General features: G+C 71.5%; 12 protein-coding genes and 2 pseudogenes. 9 read left to right on the top strand and 5 right to left on the bottom strand.

What is annotated here, in order from left to right; translation table 11 throughout:
- Positions 1-18 precede the first annotated feature (18 nt).
- Positions 19-645, bottom strand: coding sequence for a hypothetical protein (locus tag AB0K17_RS26845; protein ID WP_365984544.1), 627 nt, complete (start codon positions 643-645; stop codon positions 19-21).
- Positions 646-916: 271 nt separating this feature from the next.
- Between AB0K17_RS26845 and AB0K17_RS26840 the strand changes: the two genes are divergently transcribed.
- Complete coding sequence (locus tag AB0K17_RS26840; protein WP_365984543.1) at positions 917-4,285, top strand: hypothetical protein; 3,369 nt, start codon at positions 917-919, stop codon at positions 4,283-4,285.
- 167 nt (positions 4,286-4,452) lie between these two features.
- On the opposite strand, the gene AB0K17_RS26835 is transcribed toward AB0K17_RS26840, so the two are convergent.
- Complete coding sequence (locus tag AB0K17_RS26835; protein WP_365984542.1) at positions 4,453-4,653, bottom strand: e9imm peptide; 201 nt, start codon at positions 4,651-4,653, stop codon at positions 4,453-4,455.
- A 70-nt stretch (positions 4,654-4,723) separates the two neighbouring features.
- A complete protein-coding gene (locus AB0K17_RS26830; RefSeq protein ID WP_365984541.1) occupies positions 4,724-5,632 on the bottom strand; it encodes a LysR family transcriptional regulator in 909 nt (302 codons plus the stop codon).
- A gap of 249 nt (positions 5,633-5,881) precedes the next feature.
- Here AB0K17_RS26830 and istA point away from each other — a divergent pair, with 249 nt between their 5' ends.
- From istA to AB0K17_RS26805, 5 genes and pseudogenes are all read left to right on the top strand, one after another.
- Positions 5,882-7,417 (top strand): IS21 family transposase, encoded by a 1,536-nt coding sequence (gene istA / locus AB0K17_RS26825; protein WP_365967368.1) that lies wholly within the window; start codon positions 5,882-5,884, stop codon positions 7,415-7,417.
- On the top strand, positions 7,417-8,208 hold the full coding sequence (istB, locus tag AB0K17_RS26820; protein WP_365984540.1) for an IS21-like element helper ATPase IstB: 792 nt from the start codon (positions 7,417-7,419) through the stop codon (positions 8,206-8,208). Before istA ends, istB begins: the two co-directional genes overlap by 1 nt.
- A gap of 107 nt (positions 8,209-8,315) precedes the next feature.
- Entirely contained in the window at positions 8,316-8,669 is a 354-nt protein-coding gene (locus tag AB0K17_RS26815; protein ID WP_365984569.1) for a RidA family protein, read from the top strand.
- 88 nt (positions 8,670-8,757) lie between these two features.
- Positions 8,758-9,077: pseudogene (locus AB0K17_RS26810) on the top strand (transposase); the annotation flags it as partial.
- Between the two features lie 288 nt (positions 9,078-9,365).
- Positions 9,366-9,863, top strand: coding sequence for a hypothetical protein (locus AB0K17_RS26805; protein WP_365984539.1), 498 nt, complete (start codon positions 9,366-9,368; stop codon positions 9,861-9,863).
- A gap of 4 nt (positions 9,864-9,867) precedes the next feature.
- Here the strand turns inward: AB0K17_RS26805 and AB0K17_RS26800 are convergent, their stop codons facing one another.
- Entirely contained in the window at positions 9,868-11,151 is a 1,284-nt protein-coding gene (locus AB0K17_RS26800; RefSeq protein WP_365984538.1) for a NucA/NucB deoxyribonuclease domain-containing protein, read from the bottom strand.
- An 811-nt stretch (positions 11,152-11,962) separates the two neighbouring features.
- On the opposite strand from AB0K17_RS26800, the pseudogene AB0K17_RS26795 reads away from it, so the two are divergent.
- Both AB0K17_RS26795 and AB0K17_RS26790 read left to right on the top strand, forming a co-directional pair.
- Positions 11,963-12,595 (top strand): annotated as a pseudogene (locus tag AB0K17_RS26795) (DsbA family protein).
- 132 nt (positions 12,596-12,727) lie between these two features.
- Positions 12,728-13,273, top strand: a complete 546-nt coding sequence (locus AB0K17_RS26790) for a putative immunity protein (RefSeq protein ID WP_365984568.1) — start codon at positions 12,728-12,730, stop codon at positions 13,271-13,273.
- 180 nt (positions 13,274-13,453) lie between these two features.
- Here AB0K17_RS26790 and AB0K17_RS26785 read toward each other — a convergent pair whose 3' ends face one another.
- Entirely contained in the window at positions 13,454-14,482 is a 1,029-nt protein-coding gene (locus AB0K17_RS26785) for a 3-oxoacyl-[acyl-carrier-protein] synthase III C-terminal domain-containing protein (protein WP_365984537.1), read from the bottom strand.
- A 198-nt stretch (positions 14,483-14,680) separates the two neighbouring features.
- Between AB0K17_RS26785 and AB0K17_RS26780 the strand changes: the two genes are divergently transcribed.
- Positions 14,681-22,078: an SDR family NAD(P)-dependent oxidoreductase gene (locus AB0K17_RS26780; RefSeq protein WP_365984536.1), complete on the top strand. Its 7,398-nt coding sequence runs from the start codon at positions 14,681-14,683 to the stop codon at positions 22,076-22,078.
- Positions 22,079-22,145 lie beyond the last annotated feature (67 nt).

Below are 22,145 nucleotides of genomic sequence, written 5' to 3'. Positions count from 1 at the left end.
ATGTGCACAAGATCGCCTCTAGCTTTCGGTTTTCTGCTTCCTGGTGCGGCTGGTGGCAGACCGTGCGGTCTCGCACCGGCCGTACGGAAGCTGGACACCCAGCGACCGGACCAGGTCGTTCTGACACTGTTGGTAGGCCGCCAGGAGGAAGGCGTAGAGGAAACCGGCGGCGGTCCAGCAGCCGTAATCCGCCGCGGGGGAGTCCCATCCGAGGGGCGCCCAGGTGAGCACGAGCAGCACAGGACACGACGCAGCGGCGAGGAGCCGGAGCTGCCGCCGGCCGGCCGGGCCGGCGAGCCGCCAGAGCCGGGAGCACACGACCACCGGTGTCGCCAGGAACGAAGCGAACGCGACCGTGGTCAAGAAGGGGTGGCCGCGACGCGGCTTGCCCGCCTGCGCCGGTGCCGGCGCCCTGAGCGACCGCGCGACATGGCGGACGACGAGCATGCGCGTCCCCAGCGTCATCCGGGGCACGCGGCTGACCGGACGCAGTAGCCGCCACCGGGACGGTCGGCAGGGCACGGGGGCCAGAATCAGCGGCAGGCAGGCCGCATCTTCCAAGGCTCGCTCGTACATCTGGAGCAGCCGGGCCACGTCCCGGGCGAAACCTACGGAACCCACGGGCTCCGTGCGCTCCTCCTGCACCGCCGTCCCTTCGGCACCTTCGGGCCCCCGGGCTGACGGGGGACTGCCTACCCGGTGATCACGCCCCGCGGCCGAAGCCCCCGGCGCCCGGCACGCCGTCCCTCGCCCGTTCGTTTCAGATGCCGCGAAGGAATCCGCTCTCGACTCGGCTTGCGGTCGTGGGATGTGAGGGGCGGGACGGACCGGACAGCGTATCCGGAGAACCGCTCCCACCTGCAGCGGCATCGAAATGGATTAGGCCATCGGGCGGCCAGCGCGCCAGAATCCCCTCGTGATCGACCATGCCGCCGCCGTCCTCGTCGACGACCTCCTCGCCGCCCTCGACCCCCTGCCGTACCCCCGCCGCACGCGCCACCTGGTCGCGCGTGCCCGGGAGCTGTCCCCGAGCGGCGAGCTGCCCATGGTCCTGGACGAACTGTCACGGCGCGGCGCCTACGGGCGGGAACTCGCCGCACTGGCCGCCGGAGCCCTCCGCGACACCGCGAGGCTGCGGACGTGGCTGACCGACCCCGACCCGGTCCTGCGCGGCCAGGCGCTGGCCGCCGTGCGCCGCGGGTTCATACCGGACGCCGACATCACGCGCGCGCTGCCGCAGGCGCCCGTCGCCGTACGGCGCGAGCTGATCCGTGCCGTCGTCGCCGGCCGGCGTACCGCTCTCGCCGACGCGCTCGTCGGCACCGTACGCGAGAGCTGGGGCGACGCCGAGGCGGCCCGGCTGCTGGCCGCCTGCTCGCCACAGACCGTTGCCGCGCTCCTGCCCGGCCTGTTCCACGCCGTCACTGGCTGGCCCCGGCTCGTCCGGCGACATGCGCCGCTGGTCCTCGACCAGTTGGAACGCCGGCTCACCGCGAGCGCGGATGCAGCGCGGCGCGGCTGGTGGCTGTCCCACGACGGGGCCATGGCAGCCGCCATGGAGCGCGACCCCGAGCGCGTGCTCGGCCTGCTGGAACGGCTGTGCCCCGGACCGCTGCCCCGGCGTGTCCACGACCGGCTCGCCCTGCTCGCGGCCGTCGACGCAGGCCGCACCATCCGGCTGGTCCTCGCCCCCGACCGCGCGCCGGCCGACCACCTGTCGCTGAGCCCCTCCACGCTGCGCACGCTCATCCGCCGCAACCCTCCCGAACTGGCCGAGCTGGCCCGCACCCTGGGGGCCCACGAGTCCGCGCTCGTGCGCCTGCTGCGCCGCATGCCGCCATCCCGGCGGACTGCCTGCTACGACGCCGCCACAGCCGGGCGCGAGACCGCGCACACCATCCTGTCCGAAGACCTCCTCGACGTACTGCCGCACACCCGGCGGCAGGCCGAAGCACGGCGCATGGCCGCCCGGGCCCGCGAGCGCGGGGAACCCTGGCAGACGATCCTCGCCTCCGTCGCTCACCTACCCCCGGCCGAGGCCCGGCCGGAACTACTGGCGGCCACCCGCCGCTCCTCGGCCGACGAACGCGCCTACGCCTATCGCCTCCTCCTGCGCAACGCCGCCCGCACCGGCAACCCCGCCGCCATCACCGACACCCTGGCGGGCCTGACGCGACTGCGCAACGAACAAGACCCGGTACGCCAGCAGACGCTGGCCACACTGGCACGCATCCGCCCCGCCCTGTTCACCGCCGATGCCGTACCGCACCTGGAACGCCTGGCCATCGATGCGTTCGAGGCGCGCGACTGCTCGCCGTCCACCCGATCCGCCCTCTCCACCCTCGCCGAGGCGATCCTGCGCGAACACACCGCCACCGGGGAACCAGAGGTGGCCGAGTGGGCCCTGCGCACCCTGGCCCGGCTTGCCGACGCCGGCCACCTGTGGTTCGGGCGGCCCCGGCGCGGACGGGAGCGGCAGCTCCTCGACGCACTCCTGCCCACCCTCGAAGCACGGGCGGCCAAAGCCGACTTCACACTCGCCGTCAAACTGGCCGAGGAACTCGGCGAGCGCGCCCGCGCCCTGCCTGAACTCCAAGATCTGCTGGAGCGGGCGATCCGGCAGGGGAGCGACGACACCGCCGGCCGCGCCGCCCGGGCGTGGCTGGACGACCCGAGGACGCAAGACGCGCGGCTGACGGAGCTACTCGCGCTCGACCCGTCGTTCGCCACCCTGCCCGGCGTCGTCCGCACCCTCACCCTGCGGCGCACCGACCTGCTGGATGCCGCCCTGGGCGACACCCCGCCCTACGGACGCTTCCTGACCAGGGACAGCCACTGGCTGCCGCCCGTGGGCTCGGCCGCACGCCAGCTGGTGCCGCGCCAGCGCGCCGCCCTCACCCGACTGCTGGAGCGTACAGCGGACGACTCCTCCCTGCCCGACTGGCAGCGCGCGGCGGCAATCCGGCAGGCCGCCTGGATCCCGGAGTACGGCACCGCGCTGCTGCGCCGCCTCGCCGACGCCCCCGAAATTCCGCTGGCCGAAGCCGCACTCGCCGCGCTCGCCTCCACGGACCGCCCCGGGGAACACCTGCCCGTCCTCCTCGCCCACGCAGGGGACGACCGCGCCCGCGTCGCCCTCTACGCCGCCACCCGTGCCAGTCGCTACGTCGCACCCACCGAGCTCGCCGGGGCCCTGCGCACCCTGCTGCTGGCCGACAGCGGAGTGAAGGTGACCAGCCGCAAGGAGGCAGCGCGCCTCGCAGCCACCACCCTGCCCGTACGACAGGCCGCCGGCCTGCTCGCCGAGGCCTGCGCGCACCCGGGACAGCACCACGACGTACAGGCCGCCGCTGTGGCGTTCACGACCGGCCTGCTCGCCTCCGAGGAGGCGTGGGGCCTGCTGGAGACCGCAGCCTCCGGGCACCGGGAACTGCGCCTGGCCCTCTTCCGGACCTACCCCGGTCATCTGCCGCAGCGGTACCGCTCGCGCTACGCCGCGCTGATACACACCGCGTGCGCCACCGACGACCCCGAAGTGGCCCGTCAGGGCCATCGCATGCTCGCCTGGTGGGCACCCTGGGCCCCCGCGGCCGTCACGACCCTGGTCGCCGCCGTCACCGATCTCGAGAACCGCTCGACCTGGCGGTCGGCGGCCGATGCCCTCTGCAGGACAACAATCTCCCCCACGATCGGCACCCCGGATGCCACGGCGCTCGTCGACGTGCTCCGCACCCTGATCACCGCCGACGCCGGCACGGGAACGCCCGACGCCGGAGCCGATCGCGACCGGCCCGCCCGCCGACGGGTCCACCACCTCACCGGCGGCCTGATCAGCGGCGGCCACTGGCGCTCGCGCACCGTCACCCCGGTCGTCCACGCCGTCGCCGATGTCCTGGCCGAGCACGAGGACTTCCTCGCCGAGGCGACCCGGCTACTGACCGACGCCCTCGACCTGAACGCCGAGGCGGACGCACTGACGGACGAACTGAAGCGCCTGGCCCAGCTCCACGAGCACAGGCCCGCCCTCGCCGTCCGTACGACCACAGCCCTCGCCGCACGCCTGCGCTCACGCGACGGCGACGAGAAGTCGTTCGCCGAGGCGGCCCGGGCCCTGGCCGGGGAGGGCGGCCTCGCCACGGGCCTCTTCGCCGTCGCCCTCACGGAAGCCGGCGGCCGTCGTACCGAGTGGGCGGCGCCCTGGCGTGCGCAGCTGCGGTCATTGCGCCGCCACCCGCATCCCGATGTGCGCGACGCGGCGTTCGCACTAGTCACGGCAAGCGAGTAGCCGAGCGATGCGACCCGGTAGCGGTGATGGCCGGGGCTGGCTGTGCAGGCCTTGAGCGAGAGCACGCGCCCCGGATGGTCCGCAGTATCTTCTGGCACCCCACCTGGAGTCCGAGGCCCGCAGAGACATCCGACGCGGTGCGCTGGGTTGAGCGGTGCCGCACGGCGCTACAGGGTGATCGGCTGGTAGGCGAGAGCCCGGCCGACCACCTCGTCGGCCGAGAGCTCCCCTTGTGGCGGCCAGAAGATCAAGTCACTGACGTAGCTTTCCAGCCAGCTGTCTACCTCTTCCTCCGAGGCGTAGTCGCCATCCATGATCCGCTGCACCATGACAACGGCCTCCGCCCGGCTCACCCTGTCCGCACCCATCGCACACCTCTTCTCGTGGCCCCCTGCACCCCGCCGCCACCCGGCGAGCTGGCGCAGCGCGATGGCGACACTAGGGCCTGGCCGGCGGATCTTGATCGAGAGCTGCCAGGAGGCGTGGGACCAGGGGGTTTGAGTCATTCTTGCGCCAAGCGACGGCGACTCGCGTGCGCGCGGAGTTGGGCTCGATCCGGCGGAAGGCAACGCCTTTGAGGCGGATGCGGCGGATGCTGTCCGGGGCCAGTGACACGCCCAGGCCGGTTTCTACCAGGGCGCAGACGGTCTGCCATTCCACGGCATGCTGTGCCACCTGGGGGGTGAAGCCTGCTGCAATGCACAGGTTGGCGATCTGGTCGTACAGCTGCGGGCCGACGGCGCGAGGCAGGAGCACAAAGGGACAGTTCGCCAACTGCTCAACTCTGACAGTCCGTTGTACCGCCAATGGGTGCGAGGTGGGCAGGACGGCTACAAAGGATTCGGTCAGCACTGTTTGGAATGCGAGTTCTGCGTCGGGGGCGGGCGGCTCGCGCAACAGACCGATGTCGATGGTCCTTTCGCGCAGAGCGGCCAGTTGTGGCGTGGTGGTCATCTCCTGGATGTCCAGGGCCACGGCGGGAAACTGTTCCCGGAAGGTTCGCAGCAGGCCGGGCAGGACGGTAAGGGAGAGGGAGGCGGCGAAGCCGATCCGCAGGCGCCCGGCCCTGCCGCTGCCGACCTCTCGGGCTGCGGTCAGGCCCTCGGCGAGATCGGTGAGGGCATGCCGGGCGGCGGGGAGGAGTTCCCGGCCCGCCGGGGTGAGGCCGATGCGCCCGGGTTCGCGGCTGAACAGGGCATATCCGATCTTGTCCTCCAGGCGCCGTATCTGCTGGCTGAACGGCGGCTGGGCGATGCCCAAGCGGGCGGCGGCACGGCCGAAGTGGAGTTCTTCGGCCAGCACAACGAACGCGTGCAGTTGCGGCAGGGGAAGTTCAGGGCGCTCCATACGTTCAGAGATATCACCTCATGCTTGAGACTGTATTAGACGTATCAGTGCGGGTCGCTTAGCGTTCGGCGCATGACAGAGAGACGTTCCATCCTCAGCGGCTCGACGTTCGAGGAACAGTGACGGTGGCCGTGATCGGCTCCCCGCAGGCGGCCACTTACCGCCCCACTGACGGCCACGGGATTCCCCACGTACGGCCGTTTTCTCCCCGTTCGCTTTGAACGCATCCTGCCCGGAAGGCTCGGGCGGGTGAAGAACAGCAGGGAGATCATGGAGATCCTTGAGGCGTATGACCTCACGGGCAGTTACCGTGCTGCGGCTGAGCTGGCCGGGTGCGATCACCACACGGTGGCCCGTTATGTGAAGATGCGGGCGGCCGGCCAAGAGCCGGACAAGCGCCGTCACCGGGCTCGGGCCATCGACGACTATCTGCCCAAGATCGAGGAGCTCGTTGTCCGTTCGCAGGGCAAGATCCGCGCGGACATCGTCCACAAGAGAATCGCCGCGATGGGCTTCACTGGCGGGGAACGCACCACCCGCCGCACGGTTGCCGAGGCGAAGGCCCAGTTCAGGGCCGGTCGGCGCCGGGTTTACCGGCCGTGGGTGACCGAGCCCGGGCTCTGGCTGCAGTATGACTGGGGCGACGGGCCGGCCATCAAGGGCCGCAAGACCACGTTGTGGTGCGCGTGGCTGGCCTGGTCCCGCTTTCGGGTGGTAATCCCGGTCTGGGACAAGACCCTGCCGACGGTCACCGCGTGTCTGGACGCGACGTTCCGCAGGATCGGCGGAGTCCCGGCCTATGTCCTGACGGACAACGAGAAGACGGTCACCACCGATCACGTCGCCGGGATCGCGGTTCGGAACCCTGAGATCGTCGAGGTCGCCAGGCACTACGGCACGACCATGCGGACGTGTCAGCCCGCCGACCCCGAGACCAAGGGCGGGTCCGAGGCGACGGTGCGGATCGCGAAGGCCGACCTGGTGCCCAAGGACGTCAACCTGCGTGACGACTACAGGACCTTCGGCGAGCTGGAGGCGGCCTGCCGTGACTTCTGCGAGCAGGTCAACTCCCGGATGCACCGGGCGACCCGACGCAAGCCCGTCGAGCGGCTGGCGGAGGAACAGCAGCGGCTCCACCCGCTGCCCCGCCGTCCGTTCACCGCGGCGTTCGGCACCACGCGCCGGGTCAACTGGGAGTCCACGATCTCGGTGGAGGCCGTTCGCTACTCGGTTCCGCACGAGTTGATCGACACGCGGGTCTGGGTGCGTTTTCATGGTGACGAACTGATCGTCACAGCCGTTGATGAGAATGGATCGGCCCGTGAGGTCGTCCGTCACCGCCGGGGCCGGCCCGGTGAGCCGGTCCTGGACGACACCCACTACCCGCCCCGCGAGGACAAGGAAGCCGACCGGGCCCCGAAGGCCACCTCCGCGGAGGAGGCCGCCTTCCTCGCCCTCGGCCCTGGCGCCGCAGCCTGGCTGGTGGAGGCCGGGGCGGCCGGCGTCCGCCGCATCAAGGCGAAGATGGCCGAGGCCGTCGCGCTCGCCAAGCTCTACTCAGTGGCGGAAGTGGACCGGGCCCTGGGCACCGCCGCGGTCACCGGCCGGTTCGCCGACAAGGACCTGCTGTCCATCCTCGACTACCAGTCCGCCCGCGGACACGCCGAGCCCGTCCGCCGCAGCGAGAACCACTCCCTCCAGCCCGGCACCTCCGCCTGGGCCTCCTTCGGCGTCCCCACCACGACCTCCGACGTCTCCGAGTACGACGAAAGCGATCTCGCCTGATGGCCACCCCTCTTCGCACCGTTCCCGGCACCAACGGCGACCCGCTCGCCGAGGCCATCGAGCTGACCAAGCGCCTCAAGCTGCCTCACCTGCGGCGGGCACTGGCCGACCTGATCCCCACCGCCAAGGCCCAGCGGTGGGACCCGGCCGAGGTCGTCCGCGTCCTGCTGGCTGAGGAGGCCGCTGGACGCGACCGGGCCAACCTCCACACCCGCCGCAAGCGGGCCGGCTTCCCCACCGGCAAGACCTTCGGAGACTGGCACGACAACAAGTCCTCCATCCCCAGGGCCACCCAGGACGCCCTCAAGACCCTGGAGTGGGTCGGGCGGCGGGAGAACTTCTGCATCTGCGGCCCCTCGGGCACCGGCAAGAGCCACTTCACCGAGGCCCTCGGCCAGACCGCGGTCGAGGCCGGCCTGACCGTCTCCTGGTTCACCATCGAAGACCTCGGGGCACTGGTCCGCCGTCACCGCGCGGACGACTCCATCGCCCGGGCCCTCGCGAAGATCATCCGCTCTGACCTGATCATCGTCGACGACATCGGCCTCCTGCCCGTCTCCCCGGACGCCGCCGAAGGCTTCTACCGCCTGGTCGACGCCGCCTACGAACGACGCTCGATCGCGGTCTCCAGCAACCTCCACCCCTCCGGATTCGACGAGATCATGCCCAAGACCCTCGCCACCGCCACGGTCGACCGGCTCATGCACCACGCTCACATCGTCGTCACCCAGGGTGACAGCTACCGGCTCACCCAGGCCACCAGCGGCCAGGGGGTGAAGCCCTTCAGCTGACCCCACCGACCCCAGGGGCGGGGAGCTATCTGGCCGCCAACGGGGAAGGCTCCACGGCCGCCAGCGGGGCGAACTCCTGGCCGCCTACGGGGAGATCAAAAAGGCCACTGACAGAACAGATCGGTTATGCCCGCGCCGTGATCGACGGCGACTGGGTTCATGTGTCCGGGACAACCGGATTCGACTACTCCACCATGACGATCTCTGACGACGTGGTGGAGCAGGCCGAGCAGTGCCTGCGCAACATCGAGGCCGCCCTGACTGAAGCGAAGTGCACGTTCGCCGACGTAGTGCGGGTGCGCTACCTGCTGCCCGACCGGGCCGACTTCGAGCCCTGCTGGCCGGTCCTGCGTCGCGCCTTTGGCGAGGTCCGACCTGCCGCCACCATGCTCATGTGCGGCCTCGCCGACCCCCGCATGAAGATCGAGATCGAGGTGTACGCCCGGCGGATCACCGCGTAACCGCTCGCGTATCTCGGCGAACGGGGGCACCGTGTCCGAGGTCGGGCGGGACGATCTGGCACATGCCGAGTGGGCACGGCTCAAACCACTGCTGCCGACGGCGGACTGCCGGGCGGACGGTGGAGCGACCATCGCACAGTGATCAACGGAATCCTCGTCCGCCTGCGGACGGGCGCACCTTGGCGCGACCTGCCTGGGCAGTACGGGCCGTGGAAGCCTTCTACGAGCGTCACCGACGCTGGTCGGCCGATGGCACGTGGAGACAAGATCCTCCGCTCGCTCCTGGCGCACGCCGACGCCGAAGGCCGGATCGACTAGAGCGGGGTCGGCATCGAATCCACCTCCTGTCGGGCCCGTCAACCCGCGGCCGGTGCACGCATGTCGCCCCCGCGCATCCCCGGGCGCAGGGCTCTTCCCTCGCCCGAAGTCCCCGCGGATCTCGCTGCCGAAATCAACGTCCGCGTCCGCGAACGGCTCCAGGCCAGCACATGAGGCGACAGGCACACGTGTGACAGCAGGGCAGCCGGTCCGACAATTGCCGGCCGTACAGAAGACCTGCCGAACCGTTCCGTCCCCTCCTCTGGGCCCGGGGCCGGTGTGAGATCGCCGGGCATCCCCGACACCCTGCACGGGCTACGGTGGGCGGGTCGCACAACAGAAGTGTGCCCCTGGGGTCTCTGGCGGCGGGAGGTCGACATGACGACGGTGGTACGGACGTCCGAACAGCTGGTGGTGGTCGAGCGAGGCCAGTTCGCGCTGTGCGACGCGACAGCGCCGTTCGACGGACGGCCATGGGAGTTACCGGCCCTTGAGGGACGGCGGATCGCGGTCAACGGCAGCGGGCTCACGGTGGCCAGCACCGTGACGATGCACGACGCGGACGTGCGGCTGGAATTGTGGGACGCACCCCCTCCAGCGGAAGCCGGCGAGGCACCGGGGGAGTGCGTACTCAGTGTGCCCTCCGGTTCGGTGACGGCCTGGTCCGTGCCGCATGGTCCGGTCGGCGAGCCGATGGCGCTCGACGGCCCCGGCTCGTACGCCGTCCGCGTCCACCGGTACGGAGGCGGCCCCAAGGCGCGTGCCCGGCAGGAGGCGGCGGACCCGCCGCTGTTCACCGGCCTGGAGAGCTTCGTGATCCAGCTGTGGCGCCACCGTCCCCCGTCGGACGGCCCCGAAGGGGAACGGCGTCGATGACGGTTCAGCGAATGCTGACGTAGAAGGCGTCCTTGTGCAGGATGCGGTCGGCCACGTACCAGTTGTTCAGGTCGGTTCCGGCGTTTCCGTTCTGGGCGCCGTCGACGTACTTCACCGAGAAGTTGCCGTCACCCTTGCCGGCGCCCTCCCAGGACGAGGCGAAGGGGTACTCGTCGCACTCCTCGCCCGCCTGGTGCGAGAGCTGGGCACAGGTGCTGCGCACCACGTTGCGGTTGTTGTTGTAGGCCGTGGTGGCCGCGGCGTCCCAGGTGGACATCAGCCGGTGCAGCGGCTTGCCCGAGGCGGGGCTGCCGGGGATGGACTTCGTTCGGCCGGCGGGGGCTGGCGGATAGGTGGCTCCCGGGTTGGTCTGGGCCAGCTGGACGTGGCGGGCGACCGCTCCATTGCGGGCGGAGGCGACGCTGTACTCGGCCATCACGGGCATGACCCGGTCGAAGATGCCGGCACCGTTGGCCCCCAGATAGGTCGCCGAGTCGAACCGGACCCCGTTGTCCAGGGTCGTCCCGGTGCCACCGGAATTGGTCACGGACGAGCGGATGGCACAGCGGGCCACCTTGTCACGGCCGTAGCCGTCGGACGCGGCCGAGGAAATGGTGTAGATGGCCGTCTTCCCGGCCTGCCAGGCACTGAGCAACTGTGGCCCGGAACCATTGACACCGCACGCCCTGTTGCTCCCGTCGGGCCCGGAGTAGCCGCCGGTGGCCCAGCCGATGAGGAGCTTGCCGTCGGTCGTCGTGCCGGTGCGCACGAAATCGTCCATGCCGGTCACCAGCCGGATGACCCGGGAACCCTTGGTGCCTTCACCGGCGGTGGTCTGGCGCCAGGACACATGGCCGATCACTTTGCCGCCCTGCACCACGGAGTAGCCCAGGGGCGTGACGTGGCAGTACTCGTAGTGGTTGAGGATCCGTTCACCGGAGCTCGGGAACAGGCGCCGGCAGGTGCTCAGGTCCACGGCGCTGGGCGCGACGCTGCCCTGGGCCGGGGAGGCGTAGGACAGGCCCCCTCGCTGCGCGGTCTCGTCACCGTGCTCATGCAACGTGGCGGGTGGCAGCGGCGCCGGATCCCGCCACTCGGCGGACTCCGGAGCTCTGCTGCCGAGAGCAGGCAGGGGGTGGTGAGCATCGACGACCTGAACGGGTGTCACGGTGACCGCCGCCACCGCGTCATGGGCGGCGGGTTGCGCCGCCGCGTAGGAGAGGGGAAGAGCGGTACAGGTGGCGCCGACCAGAACAGTGGTCAGCGCACGGCGTATCGGCCAGTGCATTGGCGCTCCTAGAGTCGCTCCATGCGGCCTTGACCGGCCACGAACAATCGACCCTAGGTTTGCCGAACAGGGGTACACAATGCGTGTGTCGCCCCACCCGTCACCGGACGGTCGATTTCCGGCCATGTGCGCCGAGGCATCAGCAGCACCCGTCGTGCATGCGGCAGTAGCTCGGATGCGGGGCTCTACCGCGGAGCGAATTCGTCCGTACCCAGCCGGAGTGCAATCCCTTGGGCATGTACCGGCCCGGCCCGGCCCGAGGCCGAGGTGACGCCCGGTGCATGCGCCGGCCGAGAGATACAGCTGCCCAGCACGCCGACGACGCTGCGCACAGCACGGGACGCAGGGCCCTGGTGACCCGTCCGGGGGAAGGAGGAGGAAGCGCGCGAACGCTCCGATCCCCCCTAAACAGCGAGACCTTCACCGCGCGCGGCAGCCGCGCCTCGGCCACCTCCGTACCCGGCCCCTCCCCCCACCCGGCTGTACCAACGGCCACGATGCATCGGACGTGGAGACAGTGCGCCCCTCAGTGGTCCCCTGGCCCCCTCAAGACCCGTGCAGTGGCCTCCCCGCAGGTCACAGCTCTCCCACGGCCCGCGTAGGTGAGGTCGGCCGCACGGGCGCCGGGTCGGCCCCGGGAGCCCTTGTCCTACGAGCAGCCCTTCACCCCGGTCACAGCGCTGGAACGCGGTGCAGATGGTGAAGAGGGTGAAGATAGGGGCAAGGTTTGCCACGACGCACCGGGATGGCCCTTCGGCACTGCCGGTCCCGGCCGGCTGCCGCCCCTCTGAGTGATCAAGGAGCACACGCGATGCCCGCTTCCACGACCGTGGACTTCTACTTCGACCCGCTGTGCCCGTGGACGTGGATCACTTCCCGCTGGCTCGTCGAGGTGGGAAACGCCCGTGACGTCCAGGTGCGCTGGCAGGTGATGAGCCTGGCCATCCTCAACGAGGGCAAGCTCGACCAGGCCCCCTAGCGGTATCGCGAGCTGCTGGGCCCCAAGGGCCGGCGACCGGTGCGTGTCCTGGCCGCCGTCGCCGATCAACACGGTAACCAGGCCGTCGCCCGCCTCTACACCGCCCTCGGCAACCGGTTCCACCACCATGGCGAAGGTCCCACCATCGAAGCCGTCACCGCCGCCCTCAAGGAGGCCGGTCTTCCGGCCGAGCTGATCGAATACGCCGACGCCGGCACCTACGACGCGGCCGTCAGCGCCTCCCACGAGCGCGCCCAGGCCTTGTTCGGGACGGAGACCGGCACCCCGGTCCTGAGCATGCCCGGCCCCGACGGCTCCCCGGTCACGTTCAACGGCCCCGTCCTGACCCCCACTCCCAAGGGCAAGGACGCCGCCCGCCTGTGGGATGCCGCCGTCCTGCTCGCGACCACCCCCGGCTTCTACGAGATCAAGCGCGCCCGCACAGACGGCCCCGACTTCGAATGAAGCGGATTCCCTCCGGGTGGTGCGTCTCATGCAGCCAGGCGCGGCAGGACGCCTCCAGTTCCTCGACGCCCCCGCCGGTACAGGATGGGCCGGGCACCCTTGCTGTCCAACGCAATGGTCGAGGATGGAGTCATGGCAGGGGACGCGGGCGAGATCGCCCTGAGTATGCAAGACCTTCGTGAGGTCACCGCTTTCGCTGCAGCGTGCGCGGAAGTGGTGCTTGAGGTATTCGAGGCCGATCAGCCGGACGACCCGCGGCCCCGGGACGCTGTCGGTGCCGCCTGGGAGTTCGCTCGGGGTGGCCGGCGGGGGAAGGCTCTTCGTGACACGGCGTGGGCGGCCCTCAAGGCCGCCAAGAGTGCGGACACTGCGGCCGCGTCCGAGGCGGCTCGGGCGGCGATGTCTGCGGCAGGCGCCGCCTACCTGCATCCGCTGGCCAAGGCCACCCAGGTCAAGCATGTTCTCGGAGCAGGCGCCCATGCGGCCAGAGCAGCCGAACTCGTCGCCGGTGACAACCCGAGCATGGGTTCCGAACACGTTGAGCAAGCAGTGCATCGTGCAACACCGGCCGTCGTCGAGGTGCTCGAACGCTTACCAGCGGCGCCGGGCGGCGGTGGGCGGGTTGGTGCATTGATGCGCATGCTGGACGCCCGTCTTCGTTCGCTCACCTTCACCTGAGGGACTCACCTTTCCACCTGAATGACTCACCTTCACCTGAATGACTCTCAGCAATCAGGTGAAGGGGCCCCCGGCCATGGAGCTCAGCTTCTCGTCAGGCAGCGGTCGGAACTCGTGTCCTTGGCCCAAGCGGGGTGGCTCCCTTGCGGGCCGGGCCGGGCCGGGCCGTGCCGTCCGCCGTCACAGCCGGATCAGCACCAGCCCCATGCTGAACCCGCTGGCCAGACCGACGAGGGCGACCACGTCGCCGGGCATGACGCGGTCGGACTGCTGTGCCAGGGCCAGCTGCAGCGGCAGGGACGCGGAGGCCGCGTTGCCGTACCGGTCCACCGTGGCCAGGAACCGGCTCCTCGGCAGCCCGAGCAGGGTGCAGGCCTCGTGGAACTGCGGCATGGAGATCTGGTGGACGGCGACGAACGCGCTCTCTCGCACCAGGGCCATTTCCTCCGGCGCGTACTCCACTACCAACCGGGCTATCTCGCGGCCGGTCCGGGACAGCTGGTTCTCGTTGAGCCGGAGGCAGCAGTGGTCGTCGTCCGTGGAACGCGGATACATCGAGCCCCCGGACAGCACGGTGCACGCCTCCCAAGCGGAGGAGTCGGCGGCGAACACCGCGTGCAGGACTCCGGGGTCGTCCGGGCCCGCGGGCCCGGCGGCCAGCAGCAGGGCGGCCCCGGCATCGGAGACGGTGTAGCCGGGCAGGTGGCGCATGAAGGTCTCGTGATCGGGCACGTGCCATCGGGTGGTGAGCGTCGTCGTCTCCCCACAGGCGACGAGCACGGTGCGGTGCCGCCCGGTCTCGATGAAGGCTGCGGCCGTCTCCACGGCGTTGAGCACGCTGTTGCAGGCGTTCTTCACATCGAACACCGGGCAGGTGGCACCGAGTTTCGCTGCCACGATGTGCCCGGTGGCGGGCTCGACGAGGTCCTGGGACGTGGAGGCGAACAGCAGCAGATCCACCTCGCCGATGCTCGCCCCCGCCGTCTCCAGCGCCTTGACGGCGGCCGCCACCGCCAGGTCGGACGCCTGCACGTCGTCGGACCTGACGTGCACGCCCCGGACACCGGTGAGATTCTCCAGCGTGCCGGGCGGCGGAACGAAGGGACTGCCCGCCGCGACCATGCCCGCCCGGACCTGTTCCATGGTCCGGTACTGCGGCGGCAGATGCACGGCATTCGACAGCAGCCGGGCGCGGCGGGGAGGCAGCACCACAACACCGTACGGCGGTGGCACTGGCAGGATCCGGTCAGCGGAGAACAATCACCAAGTGTCCACATCTTCCCCCCTTTCAGGGGAGATTACCCCGCAATCGGCCCGTTCCGTCCACGCTGACCGGCCCTCGGCGAGGGTAGGGATGACAACCGGCACCGCGACAGGCTGCGTTGAAGAACCGGACGGGGGCCGACGATGGAATGCAACGACCGTGCGGTGGCCGTCGTGGGTGCAGGCTGCCGGCTGCCCGGCGGTATCTCGGACCTGCGAGAGCTGTGGGAGGTCCTCGCCGAAGGCCGGGACATGGTCGGCGAGGTCCCGCCGGACCGTTTCGACAAGAACCGCTTCGTGGACCCCGGAGGCCTGCGCGCCTGCCGCAGCTACACGGCGGCCGGCGGCTTCCTCGACGACGTGGCGACCTTCGACGCCGCCTACTTCGGCATCGCCCCGAAAGAAGCCGAGGCCATGGACCCCCAGCAGCGCCTGCTGCTGGAAATGGCCGCGGAAGCCCTCGACGACGCCGGCATCCCCGCCGAGTCGCTCGCCGGATCGGACACCTGCGTCTACATCGGCGTCTCCGACCCGAGCTACGGCACGATCCAGGGGACGATCGAGAAGTACGCCAACCCCTACACGATGAGCGGTTCCACGCTGTCCATCACCGCGAACCGCCTCTCGTACTGCTTCGACCTGCACGGACCGAGCATGGCGATCGACACCGCCTGCTCCTCGGCACTCGTGGCCCTCGACCGCGCCTGCCGAACCCTGCTGGACGGCACCAGCCGTACCGCCCTCGCCGGCGGCATCAACGTACTGGCAAACCCCTACGCCTACGCGGGTTTCTCGCACGCGGGCATGCTCTCACCCAGCGGACACTGTGCAGCCTTCTCCGCCGCGGCCGACGGATTCGTCCGGGCCGAGGGCGGGGGAGTGGCCGTCCTCAAACGGCTCGCCGACGCCCTGGCCGACGGCGACCGCATCCACGCAGTGATCGCCGGCACGGGCACCAACTGCGACGGCCGCACCCAGGGCCTGGCCCTTCCCAGCCCCGCCGCGCAGGAGGCCCTCCTGCGCAGCGTCTACGAACAGGCGGGCGTGGCACCGGACGAGCTGGTGTACTTCGAGGCCCATGGCACCGGCACCCTCGCAGGCGACCCGGCCGAGGCCCGGGCGATCGGACGAGCCCTGGGCCGGCGCCGCACGGTCGGACCCCTGCCGATCGGCTCCGTCAAGTCCAACCTGGGTCACCTGGAACCGGCTTCCGCCATGCCGAGCCTGTTCAAGGCCATCCTCGTCCTGCGGCATGGCACGGCCCCCGCCACGCTGCACGCCCGGCCGCTCAACCCCGACATCGACTTCACCGGCCTCGGCCTCGCACCCACCGTCGAACCCGTCGAACTCCCACGCCCCAAGCGGGCGGCCGTCGGCGTCAACTCCTTCGGCTTCGGCGGAGCCAACGGCCACGCCGTCCTCGTCACGCCACCGGCCCCGCCCCGCCGGGAGGACCACCCCGCCGGCACCCTGCCCGTGGTGGTCTCCGCCCGCTCGGCCAAAGCGCTGCGCGAACTGTCCGCCCGCGTCGCGGCACACCTCCGGGACGCGGCACCCGAGGAGTTCTACGACCTCGCCCACACCACCACCCGACGCCGCAGCGCCCACCCCCACCGCGCCGCCGTCCTGGCCGGCAGCCCCCAGGAGGCCGCCGACCGGCTCGAGCGGCTCCTCGCCGACGAACCCGCCCACGGAGCCCGCTCCCGCAAGGCCGACCGCGACACGGTGGCCTACGTCTTCTCCGGCAACGCCTCCCAATGGCCCGGCATGGCCGCCGACCTCCTGGCCGCCGACCCGGTCTTCCGCACGGCCGTCGAACAGGCCGATGCCGCCCTCGCACCGCACCTGCGCTGGTCGGTGGCGAAGGAACTCGCCGAGCCGGACGCAGCCCGCTGGCAGCGCACCGAGATCGCCCAGCCCGCCCTGTTCGCCGTACAGGTGGGCCTGGTCGCCGTCCTGGCCGCCCACGGTGTGCACCCGGCGGCCGTCGCCGGACACAGCGTCGGCGAAGTGGCCGCCGCTCACACCGCAGGGGCCCTGACCCTGGAACAGGCAGCCCGCGTGGTCGCCGAACGCAGCCGTACCCAGGGCACCACCGCCGGCACCGGACGGATGGCCGCCGTCGGCCTGCCCGAGCACGCGGCCCGGGAGGAACTCCTCCCGTACGCCGACGGGCTGGATATCGCCGGAATCAACAGCGACCGCGACGTCACCATCGCCGGCCGTGCGCAAGCCCTGGCCGCCCTCGGAGCGGAACTGATCGCCCGCGACGTCTTCTTCCGCGAACTCGACCTCGACTACGCCTTCCACAGCCGAGCCATGGATCCCGTCGCCGGCCCCCTGCGCACCGCACTGGCCACACTGGAACCCACCGCCACCCGCATCCCCTTCCTCTCCACCGTCACCGGCACGGCACTGCCCGGCGAAGCCCTGACCGCCGACTACTGGTGGCGCAACGTCCGCGAACCGGTCCGTTTCCACCAAGCCGTCACCCGCATCCTCGCCGACCACGCCGACATCCTCGTCGAGATCGGCCCGCACCCCGTGCTGCGCCCCTACCTCAAACGCACCGAAGCCACCTACATCCCCACCCTGCACCGCGACGGCGACGGCCCGCGCGAGACCACCGCCGCCGTCGCCGCCCTGCTCGCCGCGGGCGCAGCCGTCGACTGGCGGACGTACTTCCCTCACCCGGGCCGGGTGAGCGACCTCCCGGCCTACTCCTGGCAGCGCGAACGCCACTGGCTCGGCACCCCCAACGACGCGGTCGTGCGCACCAGCGGCACCGGACTCCTCGACCACCCGCTCCTGGGCGAGCGCCTCCCGGCACCACACCCACTGTGGGAAGGCTCCATCGAACCCCAGCTGGTGCCCTGGATGGGCGACCACAGGATCGCCGGATCCGTGCTCATGCCCGCCGCCGCGTACGTCGAAATGGCACTCTCGGCCGGACGGCGGGCGCTGGAGAGGCCGGTGGAAGTACGGCACCTGGGCATCGCCAGCCCGCTGCCGATCGCCTGGCCCGACCCCGGCCCCGCCCGGCTGCAGACCGCCGTCACCCTCGAGGACGGCGCACTGACCATCAGCAGCAGCGAAGGCCGCGGCACCGCCTGCCACCCCGTCGTCCGCGCCCAGGCCCGCACGCTGCTCGGCACGGCCCCCGCCCCCATCGACCCCGACGCCATCCGCGCCCGCTGCCCCCGGACCGTCAGCGGCCCGGACTTCTACCGGACCTGCCACAGCGTCGGCCTCGACGTCGGCCCCGCCTTCCAACTGCTGCACGAACTGCACGTCGGCGCGACCGAGCTGCTGGCCGACTACCGCAACGAGCACCCGGGCGAGGACTACACCGTGCACCCGGTCCTCCTCGACGGCCCCTTCCAGGCCACCGTCGCCCTGGTGGAGGAGCACATGCGGGCCGGCCGCGCCTACCTGCCGTCGACCTTCGACGCGGTGCGGGTGTGGCGCACTCCGTCCCCGCGCGGCGTCGTACACCTCTACCAGCGCAGCCACACCGAGACCGAGTTCTGCTGGGACGTCACCTACGCCGACGCCGACGGCACCGTCACCGCGGAGATCGAGGGGTTCCGCACCCGGCGCGCGTACAACACCGACCGGACCCCGCTGACCGTCCAGCGCACCGTCCTGCGCGCCGCACCGCACCCCGCGGTCCCGGCAGCCCCCTCACCGCTGCCGCCCCCCGCCGACCTGGCGAACGCCGTCCACGACGTGACCGCCCGGCTGCACGACGACCTTCGGACAAGCGGACACGAACGCTTCCATGCCGCCGTCGACGAAGCCGCGGCCCACTGCTGGGCCGCGGCCCTGGCCGGACTGCTCGACGACGTCTCCGCGACGTTCGCCCTGCCCGACCTCGTCCACGGCGGGCTCCAGCCCCGCCACCGGCGCCTGGTACGGCTGATGCTGCCCCTGCTCGCCCGGCACCGACTCGCCCGCGCCGTCGACGGCGAACGCTGGCAGCTGACCGGCACCGCACTGCGGCCCGCAGAACTCCTCACGGCACTGGCCGAGGACCACCCGGCCTTCGTCGCCGAGACCCTCCACCTCAACGCCCACCTGCGCCACCTGCCCCGAACGCTGCGCGACACCCCGGGTACGCAGGACATGCTGGAGACCGGTGCCACGACGTACGAGCAGATGTACGCCGCCGCGCCCGTCCACCGCTTCACCCAGCGTCTCGCCCAGAGCCTGCTCGGCGAGATCGTCCGTCGCTGGCCCGACGACCGCCCCCTGCGCGTCCTGGAACTCGGCGCCGCACCCCACGCCCTCACCGCGGTCCTGTTGCCCGTGTTGCCGGTGGACCGCACCCGCTACACCTGCACCGACAGGTCCGAGAGCGCCCTCGCCGCCGCCGGACACCGCTTCGCCGCCCACGACTTCGTCGACTACCGCACCCTCGACCCGGACACCGACCCCACGGCCCAGGGCTTCCACGACGGCGCATTCGACCTGATCGTCGCCGACGACACCCTGCACACCACCACTGACCTGGCCCAGGCGCTGCACCGCGTACACGCCCTGCTCGCCCCCGGCGGACACCTGCTCGCCGTCGAATCGCACGACGCACAGCACCGCGCCCTCCTCCTCGGCAGCACCGAGGAATTCTGGCAGCGCCACGATCGCACGCTGCGCCCCGATACCGTGCTGCTGCCCAGGGACCGGTGGGTATCCCTCCTGGAACAGTGCGGCTTCACCGGCACCGTGCAGACGGGCACCGGCAGCCGCTGCGTCCTCCTCGCCGCCGCCGACCGCCTCCCCACCGCCGAACCCGAGCTGCCCGCGCCGCAGCCGGGCACCACCTGGACCGTGGCCACCGAGACGGCCGACGAGATGCCCACTGCGCAGGCACTCGCCGGCCTCATGGGCACCGCGGACATCATCACCGCGACCTGCGACTGCTCGGCCTGGGGGGCTGCGCTGCCCGCCGGACCCGGTGGCGTCGTCCTCCTGCTGAGCACGCCGGAGAGCCCCGGCGTCCCCGCAGGGGCCGTCGCCCGGACGACGTACCGCGCGGCCGTCCTGCGAGCCCTGGCCGCAGCCCTCGCCGGACGCACGCAGGAGACCCGCCCACAGGTGTGGCTGGTCACCCGGCCCACCGGCCTGTTCCCTGCCCCCGAGCGCCCCGCCCACCCCCTCGACGCAGCCACCTGGGCGGCGGCACGCACTGTGGCCAATGAATGCCCCGACCTGCACCTGCGCCGGATCTCCCTGGACCGCAGCGGCGACCCGGCCGCCGACGCCCGGCGCCTGGCCCGGGACCTGCTCGCACCCGGCGACGAGGACGAGATCGTCCTCACCCGCGGCGGCCGCTTCGTCCCCCGCGAGACCCAGCGCCCGGCCGACCAGCCCGCCCCCGCCCCCGCGAGTACACCCTTCGTCCTGGAGGTACGGGACCCGGGCTTCTCCCGCAGGCTCGTGTGGCGGCAAACGGAACCGCCGCGACCGGGGCCCGGCGAGATCGTGATCCAGGTGCGAGCCGTCGCGCTCAACTACCGCGACCCGATGCGGGCCAACGGACTGCTGCCGCCCGAGGCCGTCGAAGGCACCCCGCTCAGCCGCGGCCTGGGAACCGACGGAGCAGGCATCGTCACCGCCCTCGGCCCCGGCGTCAGCGCCTACCAGGTCGGCGACCGCGTCAGCGGACTGATGGCCGCAGCACTGGCCTCGCACACCGTCACACACGAATCCAGCGTCGGCCCCATCCCCGACGGCATGAGCTACGCCGAGGCCGCCACCATGCCGGTCGCCTTCCTCACCGTCCACCGCACCCTGGTCGACGAGGCCAGGCCCATGCCCGGCGAGATGCTGCTGCTCCACGGCGGAGCCGGAGCCGTCGGGCTGGCCGCCCTCCAATGCGCCCGCGACCTGGGCCTGCAGGTGATCGCCACAGCAGGCACCGAGACCAAACGCGACCTGCTGCGCACGCTCGGCGTCGAGCACGTCCTGGACTCCCGCAGCCTCGACTTCGTCCCGCGCGTGCGGGAACTGACCGACGGCAAGGGCGTCGACATCGTCGTCAACTCCCTCAGCGGCGAGGCCATCGCCCGGAGCCTGGAACTGCTGCGGCCCAACGGCCGCTTCATCGAACTCGGCAAACGCGACATCTTCCTCAACAACCCACTCCTGCTGCGCCCGTTCAATCGAAGCATCACCTTCATCGGCTTCAACCTCGACAGCATCGTCTTCGACCCCGTGCGCGGGCCCCGCCTGATGCTCGACACCGCGATGCGCGTGGCCACCGGCCGCTACCGGCCCCTCCCGCACACCCTTCACCCCCCGGCCCGCGTCGACGAGGCCTTCCGGCTCCTCCAGCACTCCCGCCACGTCGGCAAGGTCGTCGTCGCCTTCGACCCGCTGGACGAACCGGTCCCGGTCGAACCCGCCCTCGCCGTCCCCGCGCTGGACCCGGAGGGCACCTACCTGATCACCGGCGGGCTCGGCGGCTTCGGTGCCGCCACCGCCGACTGGCTCGCCGACCGGGGCGCCCGCCACCTTGCCCTGCTGAGCCGCCGCGGAGCCGGTGCACCCGAGGCCGCCGGCGTTCTCGAACGCCTCGCCGCGCGAGGGGTGGTGGCCACCGCGTACGCCGCCGACGTCACCGACGAGACGGCCGTGAGCCGGGTGATCGCCGCTGTGGACGGCGGCGGCCATCGGCTGCGCGGCGTGGTCCACTGCGCCATGCACCTGGACGACGCCCCACTGGCCGACCTCACGGACGACCGCTTCGCCGCCGTGTTCGCCCCCAAGGCCGCGGGGGCGGACGTTCTCGACCGCCTCACCGCCGACCGCGACCTCGACCTGTTCCTTCTCTACTCCTCGGTCACCGCGGCCACCGGCAACCTCGCGCAGGCCCCCTACGTCGCCGCCAACGCCTACCTGGAGGCCCTCGCCCGCGCCCGGCACCGCGCCGGACGCCCCGCCACCGCGATCGCCTGGGGTCCGATCGCCGGCACCGGATACGTCGCCCGCAGCAACCTGGCGGCCACCATGACCGGTCTCGGCTTCGAACCCGTCACCCCCGCCGAGGCGTTCACCGCCGCCGACCACCTCGTCGCCACCGGCACCGACGTCGCCGGCGTCGGCCGCTACCGTTGGACCCGCGCCCGTCGCCTGCTGCCCGCCCTGGGCAGCCCCCGCTACAGTGCGCTCGTCCCCGCCGGTGCCGCGGAAGCGGACGAGAGTCGTGAGGAACTGCTGCGCGCCCTGGCCGGGATGACCCCCGAGGAAGCCGTTCGTGCCATCACCGAAGCCCTGACCCGCCACCTGGCCGGCGTTTTGCACATCGATCCCTGCGAACTGGACCCCGACCGCAACCTGGAGGACTTCGGCGTCGACTCCCTCATGGGCGCCGAGTTCATCCTCCAGGCACGCGAATACTTCGGCATCCACATCCCGCCGAGTGAACTCATGGGCACCGGACGCACCCTGACCCACTTCGCCCGCCTGATCCACGAGCGCCTGGCCGTTCACTCCTCAGGGGCCGTCCCGGCCTCCATGCCGCATAGGCCGGCGGAGCGGTGAAACCGCCCAACCGGCAGCGACCGGTGCGCGCTGGAGTCCTGCTTTGCGTGATCATCCCATCCGGTGG

It is taken from the genome of Streptomyces sp. NPDC049585 (assembly GCF_040675615.1).
Classification (GTDB): Bacteria; Actinomycetota; Actinomycetes; order Streptomycetales; family Streptomycetaceae; genus Streptomyces; species Streptomyces luteosporeus.
Note: the sequence above shows the minus strand (reverse complement) of the source record. Positions and strands in the feature narration are given on the sequence as shown.

What these genes read in the sequence shown, in the direction of transcription:
- AB0K17_RS26835 (WP_365984542.1), bottom strand. Translation starts at nt 4,653, where the DNA reads ATGGGTGCGGACAGGGTGAGCCGGGCGGAGGCCGTTGTCATGGTGCAG.
- AB0K17_RS26830 (WP_365984541.1), bottom strand. Translation starts at nt 5,632, where the DNA reads ATGGAGCGCCCTGAACTTCCCCTGCCGCAACTGCACGCGTTCGTTGTG.
- istB (WP_365984540.1), top strand. Translation starts at nt 7,417, where the DNA reads ATGGCCACCCCTCTTCGCACCGTTCCCGGCACCAACGGCGACCCGCTC.
- AB0K17_RS26805 (WP_365984539.1), top strand. Translation starts at nt 9,366, where the DNA reads ATGACGACGGTGGTACGGACGTCCGAACAGCTGGTGGTGGTCGAGCGA.
- AB0K17_RS26800 (WP_365984538.1), bottom strand. Translation starts at nt 11,151, where the DNA reads ATGCACTGGCCGATACGCCGTGCGCTGACCACTGTTCTGGTCGGCGCC.
- AB0K17_RS26790 (WP_365984568.1), top strand. Translation starts at nt 12,728, where the DNA reads ATGGCAGGGGACGCGGGCGAGATCGCCCTGAGTATGCAAGACCTTCGT.
- AB0K17_RS26780 (WP_365984536.1), top strand. Translation starts at nt 14,681, where the DNA reads ATGGAATGCAACGACCGTGCGGTGGCCGTCGTGGGTGCAGGCTGCCGG.